Consider the following 11,421-nt stretch of genomic DNA (forward strand, 5'->3'; position numbering starts at 1 on the left):
TTGGGCATGGCTGGCGGGCCTCATCATGTTGTGGTGCTGGGTTTCGATGTTGTAAGCGTTGCCGGAACAGGCTTCGCCCCAACAGGGCGGGTCGCGCATTTTCCCACTGCTTTGCAGGAGTTCAGCGCCAGATGTCCTCGCGAGCCAACATCATGAGGGCGATCACACCCAGCAAGAACGTTCCCGCAAAATAACCCGTGCCGCGCACCAGTGAGCCAAACACCGCGACCAGGGCTGCTGAAATCAAGTACGCGCGATGCTGATGAAAGCGCTCACCTTCGCTAGCCTGGCTGCGTCGCACGGCCTTCCACAGCCGCACGAACATGAACGCCCACAGCGCCAGGGCCAAGAGGCCGAACTCGCTCAGCGCCTTGGCGAATGTGAAAGATCCGTCGTTGTAATTGCCGTCACCCAGGTCGAAGTAGTCGAGGATTTCGCCCGCGGACGTCACCGGTCGAGGTTCACAGCCCATCCTGTTCACGCCTAGCCCCAGGCCCAGCGTCGCCTCAGCATTTGCCTGAGCGAGTTGCCAGCCGTGGACGTAAACCACGCTAGACAAGTTGGAGTCCGCCCCAAAGTTCGCCACGCCGGCTACGCGTTCAACAAAGGCATCCCGAAACGGGGACAGCCAGATCAGGCTCAGCAGAGCGAGCGTGCCAAAGCCCATCCGCACCAACAGACGCCCCACACCAACGCGGCCGCTGGCCAACGTCGCAACCAGGCAGGCAGCGAGCACGACAAACAAGGTCGCCGACCCCGAGAGCAAAAAGACTAGCAATGCGCAGATCCACCCGAGCAGGCGCTCCCAGGGGGAGCGCGCAGCGATCAATGCAGCGAGTACGGGCGCAATGGCCAGCGCCAAATGACTGGGCTCAAGAAAGATGCCACTGGGACGAATCAAGTCCGACGCTCCTGATAGCAGGAGATAAATCTTGTCCAGCACCACCGATGCAGTCACAAACACTGCCACGCCGACCAGCATCCGGCCAAGGCGTTCAAGCCTGTCCGCCGAGGCCACCTGTGTGCATGCGAACAACACGGCACACAACATCAGCAAGCTTAGGACGGACTTGGCCAGCAGATCGCGGCAAGGTGAAAAAACGGCGGCGATCACGCTATGAAGCGTTAGTAGCCCGACCGAAAACGCGAATACCCACAAAAGGTGCCCCGGCCCTCGCCCATCTGCAAGTAGCCACGCCCCCAGCAATAGCAGCCCCAGCACATGAGGCCCGGCAGAAGAGCCAATTGCACCCACAGGGATGGCAGGTCCAACTGTCATCAGCAAAATCACAAGCGGCAGCACCGAGTGCCGCGCAGCAACACGGCCGCAGCGCGCTTGTAACGGCGTATCCGTCACTAACACTTCTATTCCACTCCCTGTACACCGATCTGACGCCGGCCCAGGGAATGTAATGCAAGTGCTAGTTACGCGGGAGCACGGTGCGTAGCCCGGTAGTCGTTCGGACCATGACGCGGGCGCTGAGTTCGCTGAAGCCCCATGCTGCGCCGCATGTAAACACCGAGCAATGCCGCCAGCGCCGTCATTTGAAACAGGAAGGGTGGCAACAGCATGGGGAAGCTCAGCTGCGTCAGGGCGTTAGCTATGGACGCGCAAATCAGCGCGACAGGCACCACCTGCCCGCGCAGAAGCCAATTCATCAGGCGCTCGTAGGCCAAGCCCAAGAACATCATCAGCATCACCAAGCCAAAAATCGCCAGCACCTGCCCCTGCAAGCCGATCACGCCGAAGTAGCCAGGCAAGGTGAGAAAGGTCAGACCATTGAGCAACTCGTATTTGCCCCCGGACAGCAGCTGATAGATTGAATCCGCGCCAATCGCCGGACTCTCCCCCATCAGACGCCAGAACATTTCGAGCGAGCGTGTGGGCTCGGAGACCGCCACCATGATGGCCTCGGCACCAACCCACCGATCCACCACCAGCAGCGCGCTTTCAAGCAGGAAGAAGGACATCATCTCGGTATCGCCGGCGCCGGCGCCCGAAAAAACGCGGACGCGATAAATCGACACCGCCACCAGCACCACCAGCACAAAGATCGCAAACAAGAGCACCGGCGCCTTGCTGAGCTTGACGCGTTGCCAGCGCGACTGCAGGTAATAGGCGCCCATCAGCACGGGCACCGCCTGCATGACGATGGCGGCACGACTGGCCATGGAGACAGACGCAGTCGCGGTCACGACCAGCACCGCCAACGCCACGCCCGGGCGAAGATAACCTTTCGCCTGCACGTCGCGCGCTACATAGGCCGCCAGCACCACCGCCACGCCCACCAGGGCCATGAAGGCCAGCGGCGCATTGAGCCCGAAGGGCAGACTCAGCTTGGTGTTCACGCCCGTAACGAAAAAGGCGAACAGGTTGTTGATGATGTAGAACACGAGCGCCGCGCCTATCAACCCTAACCACTCGCCGGTCCCGACCGGACCTGCCCGGTAGTGAAAGTCCGCCTCGGCCACCGGTTTGGACGACGCAAAGGGAACGGTCAACAGCCGGGCGAGCAAGATCGCAGCACCCATGGCGCCGGCAAACAGGTAGTACTCCTGCCACTCGGCGCCGGAACCGCTGAAGTTGCCAGCGGGCTCCACATACGGATAGTCGGCGATGTGATGCACCATCACCTTGAACCAGCAGCCCAGCACATAAAAGCCGGCCAGGAAACTGTAGAACCACGACACCGGTGCCACACGCATCACCACCAGCAGCGCGATGTTGAGGAAGGTGAAGGGCCAGTACAGGCCACCATGCTGCACCGCCTGGTCTGCCTGCCAAGCCAAAAGCAGCATGGTAGGCAGCAGCCCCAGCCAGAAGAATTTACCCTTCATGACTCAAGCCGCCTTCCGCCAGCTCTTGGCCTGGTACCAGGAGCGGCGCAGAAAACCCACCAGCAACTGCCGCCACATGGCGAGCTCGAGCGCCAGCGCCGGGCGCTGGCCCAGTGCCTGCGCAAAACGCCGCAGCGCCGGGAACACACGGCCGGACTGCGCATGGTTCTTGGCCGCGATGCTGAGCGCCTTGGCCATCGAGCGCGCCCGGCCCTGCTGCTGGGCGCGTGCGTCCCAGAAGCCGCTCACCACGCCGATGATCTCCTCGGCCCGCGCCACGGGCATGACGCGGAACGAGGCCGAGCCCTCGTGGATGCGGTATTCGGCCAGGTATTGCGGTACGCGCACGAAATCGCCCTGGTTGACGGCGCGCAGCCAGAATTCGAAGTCGGGCACCTGACGCAGCGCCGCGTTCCAGCCGCCCGTCCGATCGAACAGGCTGCGGCGGAAGAAGGCGCCGGGGCCCGGCTGGCAGACCAGGTCCACCGCCAGGCGCTCGGCACTGAAGTCCTCGGTCTGCACCTCGCGCAGGCGCCGGCCCTGCGCATCGATGAGCCAGAAATCGCAATAGACCACCGGCGCCGCGGGGCGCGCCTGCAGGGCCTGCACCATGGCCGTGACGGCGCCCGGGCAGAGGCAGTCGTCCGAGCTGAGATAGGCCAGGACCTCGCCGCGCGCCAGACCCCAGCCGCGGTTGAGGGTGGCGGCCTGACCGGCGTTGGCCTGCGTCAGCACGGTGACCCGCCCGGGATGCGCGTCGGCCAGGCGCTGCGCCAGCGCCAGCGAGTCGTCGCTGGAACCATCGTCGATGACGATGTATTCCAGCGCCGGATAGTCCTGCGCCAGCACACTTTGCATGGTCGCGGCCAGGTACTCGGCCTGGTTGTAGACCGGGGTGACGATGCTGACGAGCGGCGTGGGATTCATCGGCGGGAGCTTCAATGGGAAGGGCGTGATGCGCGGTAGAGCGACGCCGCCATTGTCGCGGCAGCGGCCAGCACCATCAGCAGCCAGGCCGCACGCCAGGCTGCGCTGCCCAGGCCCAGGCCGGCAAAAGCCAGTAGCGCCAGCGCGGCCGGCACGAGCATGCCATGCTTTGCGGCCGCACCCGCGGCGCCGCCGCGCTCACGCCACACCAGCGCAAACAGGGCCGCAGAATCCAGCAGCATGCGCAGCAACCAGGCCAGCGCTGCCCCCATCAAGCCCCAGCGCGCGCTCAGCAGCCACAGGGCCAGCACAAACAGCGGCAGCTCGGCGCAATGCAGCAGGGCCGGCGCACGGAAGTGGCCGGCGCCATGCAGCCAGGTGAGCGGCACATGGGCCAGGCAGTTGATCAGGATGCCGAGCGCAAACACCTGCAGGATGGGGCCGCTCTGACGCGCGAACTCGGGCCCTATCCACCAGCCCAGCAGTTCGTGCGCGAACAGGGCCAGCGCCGCGGTGATGGGCAGGAGCACCACGAACAGCGTGGCCACGGCGCGATCGAACAGGCCCCAGGCCGAGCCATCCTGCTTGGCCACCTGGGCGGCAAAGGCGGGGAACAGCACCGCCGTCAGCGCGCCCGGGATGATCCAGAGCTTGGTGACGATTTCCTGCGGCGTGGCATAGAAGGCCACCGCGGCGGCGGACACGCTCGCACCGATCACGAAGCGGTCCACATAGCCCATGAAGGGGCTCACCAGATTGCTGAGCGTGAGCCAGCCGCCCGATACCAGCAAGGGGCGCAACCAGGCGCGCTGCAGGCGCAGGCGGCCACGCAGCTGCGGCAGCGCGCGCCAGGCCAGCCAGCCGTGCACAGCGCAGGCCAACACCCGCCCAGCGGCCAGGGCCACGGTGATGGTGAACAGGTCGGGGCCACGCCACAGCACCACCAGCCAGGGTCCGACGAAGGTCCACAAGCCCATGGGCAGGCGGATGTAATTCAGCACCTCGAAGGCATGGCAAGCCTCCAGCATGCCGCGCAGCCCGGCGGTGAGCACGATGAAGGGCATCGCCAGACCCATCACCAACGTGGCGTTGATGGCCTCCTGGCGATCGGGCAGCTGCTTGATCAGGTCCACACCCCAGGGTGCCAAGGCCATCATCAGCGCGCCACCCACCAGGCCCAGCGCGGCCATCAAGGCGAGCGCCGTGGCGCTCAGCGGGCCCACTTGCCCGTCGTCCTTGCGGTCCAGGGTGATCGCCAATTGCTGGGTCAGCGCCCGACCCAGACCCAGATCGAACAGGCCGAAATAGCTGGTCACCGCCCAGATCAGCGTCAGCAGGCCGAAGCGCTCGGGCCCCAGCACCCGCACCAGCACCGGGATGGACACCAGCGCGAACAGCAGGGGCGCACCCAGGCCGAGCAGGTTGAAAAAGGTATGCCGGGCGAGCTTCAAGACAATGGGGCCAGGCACCGGCAGCCAGGGCCGGTGCAGCGGGGAGTAAGAGGTTGGATGCGCAAAGGCCGCGGATTGTACGAGGCCGCCCTGCCCCGGGTCGGCGCAGGCCCGGCTGGTAATATGCGGCCCCTGGATCGCCTTGCCTGCCAAGCCGGTCCGGTCACCCGTTCCGCCTTCGAGTTGCGCCCCATGCCCTTCTTCCGTTACGCCCTGCTGGTCCTGCTGATGCTGATGGCGACCACCGGCTTCGCCCATGCGTACATCGACGGCGGCTCGGCGCACCTGATCATCCAGGGCCTGATCGCCGCAGCGGTGGGCGCGCTCTATTACCTGCGCAACCCCAAGGAAATCTGGCGCGCCATCAAGCGGCGCTTCGGCCGGGACCGTTCCTGATGAGCCTGAGCTTTCGCGACCCGTCCGGCCATGTGGAGGACGACGGTGCGAGGATATGGCGCCATGTACGCCCCGAGGCTGCCGAGGCAACGTACAGCCTGCTGGCGAGCGAGCTCTACGCCTCGCTGTGCCGTGACGGCCTGCTGATCCCTGCCACCGAGCACCCTGCCCTGGAAGGCGGCGGTCTGCTGCTGGAACATGCGCGCGTGCGCTGGCCCAGCTACCCCTTCGAGTGGACGCCGGGCATGCTGGCCGATGCCGCCCTGCTGACCCTGGACATCCAGGCGCGCGCCTGGGCGCAGGGCTGGACCCTCAAGGACGCCGCCGCCAACAACGTGCTGTTCGATGGACCGCAGCCGCGCTTTTGCGACCTGCTCTCGCTGCGCCAGCGCCGCGACGACGACGCCCCCGGCTGGGAGGCCTACGGCCAGTTCGTGCGCCATTTCGTGCTGCCGCTGCTGGCGGTGGCCGAGCTGGGCCGCAGCCCGCGCGACATCTTCCTGGCCCATCGCGACGGCCTGAAGGCCGCCGAGGTGGCCAGCTATGTGCCCTGGCATGCGCAGTGGAATCTGGCCATGCTGCTGCACGTGCGCCTGCCGGCACGCCTGGAGCGCCGCCGCATTGCGCACACCGAGCACAAGCCAGGCCCCGCCCGCGCGGCCAAGCCCGCCGCCGACAGCACCCCCTGGCTGCTGAAGAACCTGCGTGGCTTCGTCGAGCGCCTGGCTGCCGCCTGCCGCGGCACCAGCACCTGGAGCGAATACACCGTCAACCGCGACCACTATGGCGACGCCGAGTTGCAGGCCAAGCGTGCCGCTGTGGCGCAAATCCTGGCCGCGCGCCCCTATGCACAGGTGCTGGACGTAGGCGCCAACAGCGGCGAGTTCTCGCGCCTGGCCGTGGCCCAAGGGGCGCAGGTGCTGGCCCTGGACGACGACCTCAACGCGCTGGAAGACCTGCACCGCCAGGCCCGAGCCGAGCGCCTGCCCATCCAGTGCCTGCACGCGAATATGGCGCGCCCCACACCGGCCACCGGCTGGCGCCTGGCCGAGACCCTGGCCCTGCCGGCCCGCCTGCACCAGCAATTCGATCTGGTGCTGATGCTGGCGGTGGTGCATCACCTGGCCGTCACCGAGCGACTGCCGCTGGCGCAGGTCTTCGAGACCGTGGCGGGGTATTGCCGCGATGGCCGCGGCCAGTTGCTGATCGAGTTCGTGCCGCGCGATGACCCGCGCTTCATCGAGATCGCCGCGGCGAATCTGGCGCTGTACGAGGGCTGGAGCCGCGAAGCCTTTGTGGCCGCGGCAGCGCCCTGGTTCAGCGTGACGCAAAGCATCCGCATCTCCGAGCAACGCGAGTTGCTGCTGCTGACGCGCCGATGATGAGCGAGGCCTCGCCGCTGCGCCAAGGCCTGCGCTACGCCTTGCTGGGCTTGGCCGCGCTGGCAGCGATCGCGCTCTCCGAGAGCGTTCTGCAAAGCACCTCCTCGCTCTATCTCGCCTTCGCGCCGCGCGTCTACCTCGATGAGGCCTGGGCCCTGGCTGCGCTGCTGGCCGGCTTGGCCCTGCTGGGCGCGGTGCTGGACCAGCCGCGGCGTCCGCGCTGGCTGGCTGGCGCGGCCCGAGGCCTCCTGCTGGCCCTGCTCTTCGTGGCGCTGTTCCAGATCTTTCGCCGCTCGCTCGCCGCCGGCCTCGCGCTCAGCGGCATGCTCAAGCTGGCCCTGCTGACGGCCTGCGTGCTGGGCGCCGCGCTGGCGGTCTGGCGCCTGCAACTGGAAGCGCAATGGCGCCTGGCATCGGCCGCCGCCGTGGCGATGCTCTCGATGTTTGCGCTGCAACCCGGCATGCCCGGCTACCTGCTAAGCCTGGTGAAATCTGTCGAGGCAAGACCTGCCCCCGCCACCCTGCAGCCCACCCTGCGCCGCACACTGGTACTGGTGCTGGACGAATGGGATCTGGAGATTTCGCAACGCGCGGGCCTGTTCGATCGCAGCCCGCTGCGCGAGATGCAGGCACAGGGCTTTGTGGCCACACGGGCCATGCCGGCGGGGCCCAACACCCTGGTATCCATTCCCGGCATGCTGCAGGGCCGGCGCTTCGGCGCACTGGACAGCGGCGGCGCGGGCTATCTGGAAAACCGCAGCGGCGAACGCTTCGACCAGGCTCATGCCGGCCTGTTCAACGACCTGGACGAGGCCGGCATCGGCTATGGCGTGGTGGGCTTCTATCACGACTACTGCGCCATCGCGCGCGGCGCGCGGCGCTGCCATGCCGAGCCGGTGCAGTTCTTCCCCGGCTGGTGGGCGGCCCTGACGCGCAGCGTCAAGCGCGGCCAGGAATTCGACTACCCCTATTCCGACTTTCTGCGCCAGTGGAGCGCCACGCTGGCGGCGCTGCGCGCGCAGGCTCGCCAGACCCTCGCCGACCCGGGCAACCAGGTCGTGTGGCTGCATCTGAACGTGCCGCATCCGCCCATCGCGCTGGCGGGCGGCCGCGCGCAAAGCCTGGCGCTCGACTACCAGGCCAATCTGGATCTGCTGCAGACCGTGGTCAGCGAGCTGCGCGACGCGCTGCAGGCCGCCCAGGGCGACGTGGCCATGGTGCTGACCTCGGACCATTGGCTGCGCGAGAAGGAGCTCTGGGCCGGCATCTACGAACGCCAGCGCGGCCCGGGCAGCGGCAGCGCCGGCAAGAGCGCGGGCGACCAGCATGTGCCCTTCATGGTCTGGTTTAGCCAGGCCGCGGGCAAGGGCTTGCAGTTCGATGGCCCGGTCAGCACCACCTCGCTGCGCGAGCTGGTGCCGGCCCTGGCGCAGCGTCGCTTGAACTCCCCGGCCGAGATCGCCGCCTTCATGCAGGCGCGTGCGGCACGCCTGGGTCCGAGCGAGACCCAGCCCTTTGACGACTTACACGGCGCCGCTGTTCATGCTGGTGATGGCCATCATCACTGAGACCATCAGCACGCCGATCACCGCACCGATCACCAGGATGGCCACCGGCTCGATCAAGGCCATCGCCTGCTTCTGACGCTCACGCGCCGTATCGGTCTGCATGCTGCCCAGCGAGCTGAGCATGGCGTCCAGCGTGCCGGAGCGCTCGCCCACCTTGATCAGATTCAGCCGGGCCGGAGGTATCCAGGGCGAGTGACGCAGGCACTCGTACAGGCTGCGGCCATGCTCCAGCTCGCGCGCCGCAGAAGACACCAGCAGGCGGAAATCGCGCAGGCCGGCGGCACCCATGGACAGGCGCAGCGCCTCCAGCAAGGGCACGCGGTTGCGCAGCATGGTGCCCATCAGCGTGGCCCAGCGGCCCACCTCGGCATCGCGCAGCCATGGCCCCACCAGCGGGGCCATGGCCAGGCGATCCATCAGGCCCTGACGCACGGCTGCACGCGAGAACGCCACCACCAACCCCATCAGCAGCGCCGCAGCACCCAGGCCCAGCCAGAGCAGATTGGCCTTCATGAAGACGGCCGTCTCGATCACCCACATCGAGAATTCGGGCACGTTGCCGCGCGCGCTCTTCAGCAGCGGCGCAAAGCGCGGGATCACGCCCACGAAGATGATCAGCACCGCGGCCAGGCCGGCGGTGACCAGCACGGTCGGATAGATCAGGGCGCTGCGCACCTCGGCGCTGGTACGGCGCGAGAGCTCCAGCTGTTCGGCCGCGTCGCTCAGTGCGGCGGCCAATTGGCCGCTCGCCTCGCCCACCTTCACCAGGGTCAGCAAATGCTCCGGCAGGCCCAGCCCACTGGCCGTCAGCGCGTCGAACAGATTCTGCCCGGCACGCACATCGGCCAGGGCGCGCGCCATGCTGGCGCCCACACCGCTGGCGGCGTGGCCGGTGGCCAGCGATTCCAGTGCCTCGTCCAGCGCCACGCCGGCCTTCAGCAGCGTGCCCAGCTCGCGCAGGCTGACCACGCGATCCGCCACCGTGATGGCACGCTGGCGGCCCAGCGCCACAGCGGCCGCCGCGGGCGGCGCGCTGGATTGCAGCTGCAAGGGGCGCAGGCCCTGGCGCAGCAGTTCGCGTGCGGCATCGGCCTCGCTGCCCGCCTCCAGCTGGCCGCTGACCTCGCGGCCCGAGGCGTCCTGGGCGCGGTACTTGAAGCTCTGCATGGGGCGCCGCCTACTCGTCCTGCGCGCTGGCCGCGCGCATCACTTCGTCGAGGGTGCTGAGGCCGCGCGAGGTCTTGATCAAGCCGTCGTCCACCATCGAGCGGCGCCCATCCTGGTTGGCCAGCTCCAACAGGCGTTCGATCGGCGCGTTCTGCGCGATCTCGTGTTGCAGCGGTGCCGTCACCGTCACCAGCTCATAGATGCCGACGCGACCGCGGAAGCCGGTGCCCGAGCAGGCCGCGCAACCCTTGGCCATCAGCCACTGCGGCTGCGCCGGCAAATTGGCGGCGGCCGGCGTGCGCGGCGCCAGGCGTGCCCAGCGCTGTGCCAGCGGTTCCGGATCGTTGTGCGGCTGGGCGCAGCTGGGGCACAGGCGCCGCACCAGACGCTGCGCCATCACGGCACGCAGCGCGGCCGCCACCAGATAGGGCTCGATGCCCATGTCGACCAGCCGGTTCACCGCCGACAACGCATCGTTGGTATGCAGGGTGGCGAGCACCAGGTGGCCGGTGAGCGCCGCCTGGATGGCGATCTCGGCGGTCTCTCGATCGCGGATCTCGCCCACCATGATGACGTCCGGATCGTGGCGCAGGATGGAGCGCAGCGCGCGCGCAAAGGTGTAGCCGATGTCGGCCTGGGTCTGGATCTGCACCACCCCGGGCAGGCGCAATTCCACCGGATCTTCCACCGTGATGAGCTTGCGCACGCCATCGTTGATATGCGAAAGCGCGCTGTAAAGCGTGGTGCTCTTGCCCGAGCCGGTGGGGCCCGTCACCAGCACCAGGCCGTTAGGCCATTGCAGCCAGTCCTGGAACTGGTCCATATGGTCCGGCTCCATGCCGATGCGGTGCATGCCGATGTCGCCACGTTCCTTGGGCAGCAGGCGCAGCACCAGCGATTCACCATGCACGGCCGGGATGGAGGAGATGCGGATGTCCACCTCGCGCCCCGCCACGCGCGTGCCGATGCGGCCGTCCTGCGGCAGGCGGCGCTCGGCGATGTCCAGGCCGCCGATCAGCTTGACGCGCGAGGCGATGGCCGGATAGCGGTCCATGGGCATCGTCGAGCGGGTGTGGAGCACACCGTCGATGCGAAAGCGCAGCGTGCATTCGCGTTCGCCCGGCTCCACATGGATGTCCGAGGCACGCGCCTCCAGGGCCTGCGCCAGCGTGTTGTTGACAAAGGCCACCACCGGGGCGTCCTCGGCCAGCTCACGCAGGGTGCGCGCGTCCAGGCTGCCGCTCTGACCCTGGGCATGCTGGCGCAGGCGCTGGGCCAGCGCCTCGGCATCGGCGGGCAGCAGCAGGCGCCAATGGTGGGCAGCGGCGAGCGGCTCCTCGGCCAGGGCCTCGCGCACATCAATGTCCAGCGGGTCGGTGCTGGCCACCTGCAGACCGGCCTCCGTCTCGGCCAGCAGCACCTGGCGGTCCAGCCACCAGCTGGCCGGCATGCGCAGGCGCTCCATGGTGGCGCGTGCGGCGGCCTCGTCGAACTCGGCCGGGGCCAGCAGGGGGCAGGCGAGTTGCTCGGCCAGGCAGGCGTAGAGGCTGCTGGTCGAGACCGCACCCAGGCGCACCAGCACCTCGCCGAGCTTGCCGCCCTTGCTGGCCTGCACCAGCAGGGCGTTCTCGATCTCGGCGGTCTTGACCAGGCCCTTGGCCTGCAGCAGTTCTCCGATCAGCATGGCAGAAG

At 67.8% G+C, this 11,421-nt stretch carries 9 protein-coding genes; 3 read left to right on the forward strand and 6 right to left on the reverse strand.

Going from position 1 to position 11,421, the window contains the following annotated elements; all coding sequences use genetic code 11:
• Positions 1-121 precede the first annotated feature (121 nt).
• The 4 genes from AC3WQY_RS03070 to AC3WQY_RS03085 form a co-directional block, all read right to left on the reverse strand.
• Positions 122-1,357: a hypothetical protein gene (locus tag AC3WQY_RS03070; RefSeq protein ID WP_492705685.1), complete on the reverse strand. Its 1,236-nt coding sequence runs from the start codon at positions 1,355-1,357 to the stop codon at positions 122-124.
• A gap of 68 nt (positions 1,358-1,425) precedes the next feature.
• Positions 1,426-2,838: a hypothetical protein gene (locus AC3WQY_RS03075; protein WP_492705687.1), complete on the reverse strand. Its 1,413-nt coding sequence runs from the start codon at positions 2,836-2,838 to the stop codon at positions 1,426-1,428.
• 3 nt (positions 2,839-2,841) lie between these two features.
• Positions 2,842-3,765 carry a glycosyltransferase family 2 protein gene (locus AC3WQY_RS03080; RefSeq protein WP_492705689.1) on the reverse strand — a complete coding sequence of 308 codons (924 nt, stop codon included), beginning with the start codon at positions 3,763-3,765 and terminating at the stop codon, positions 2,842-2,844.
• An 11-nt stretch (positions 3,766-3,776) separates the two neighbouring features.
• Positions 3,777-5,216 carry a flippase gene (locus AC3WQY_RS03085; protein WP_492705691.1) on the reverse strand — a complete coding sequence of 480 codons (1,440 nt, stop codon included), beginning with the start codon at positions 5,214-5,216 and terminating at the stop codon, positions 3,777-3,779.
• A gap of 192 nt (positions 5,217-5,408) precedes the next feature.
• On the opposite strand from AC3WQY_RS03085, the gene AC3WQY_RS03090 reads away from it, so the two are divergent.
• From AC3WQY_RS03090 to AC3WQY_RS03100, 3 genes are read left to right on the forward strand one after another with little or no spacing between them, the layout of a single operon-like run.
• On the forward strand, positions 5,409-5,612 hold the full coding sequence (locus tag AC3WQY_RS03090; RefSeq protein ID WP_285231050.1) for a hypothetical protein: 204 nt from the start codon (positions 5,409-5,411) through the stop codon (positions 5,610-5,612).
• Positions 5,612-6,994, forward strand: coding sequence for a class I SAM-dependent methyltransferase (locus AC3WQY_RS03095; protein WP_492705693.1), 1,383 nt, complete (start codon positions 5,612-5,614; stop codon positions 6,992-6,994). Before AC3WQY_RS03090 ends, AC3WQY_RS03095 begins: the two co-directional genes overlap by 1 nt.
• A complete protein-coding gene (locus AC3WQY_RS03100) occupies positions 6,994-8,562 on the forward strand; it encodes a sulfatase-like hydrolase/transferase (RefSeq protein WP_492705695.1) in 1,569 nt (522 codons plus the stop codon). The genes AC3WQY_RS03095 and AC3WQY_RS03100 overlap by 1 nt, the downstream gene beginning before the upstream one ends.
• Here AC3WQY_RS03100 and AC3WQY_RS03105 read toward each other — a convergent pair.
• Both AC3WQY_RS03105 and AC3WQY_RS03110 read right to left on the reverse strand, forming a co-directional pair.
• Positions 8,518-9,729, reverse strand: coding sequence for a type II secretion system F family protein (locus AC3WQY_RS03105; RefSeq protein WP_492705697.1), 1,212 nt, complete (start codon positions 9,727-9,729; stop codon positions 8,518-8,520). The genes AC3WQY_RS03100 and AC3WQY_RS03105 overlap by 45 nt on opposite strands.
• A 10-nt stretch (positions 9,730-9,739) precedes the next feature.
• A complete protein-coding gene (locus AC3WQY_RS03110; protein WP_492705699.1) occupies positions 9,740-11,413 on the reverse strand; it encodes a GspE/PulE family protein in 1,674 nt (557 codons plus the stop codon).
• Between the last annotated feature and the right edge of the window lie 8 nt (positions 11,414-11,421).

The sequence above is a fragment of the Roseateles sp. FW301-B2 genome (genome assembly GCF_058788955.1).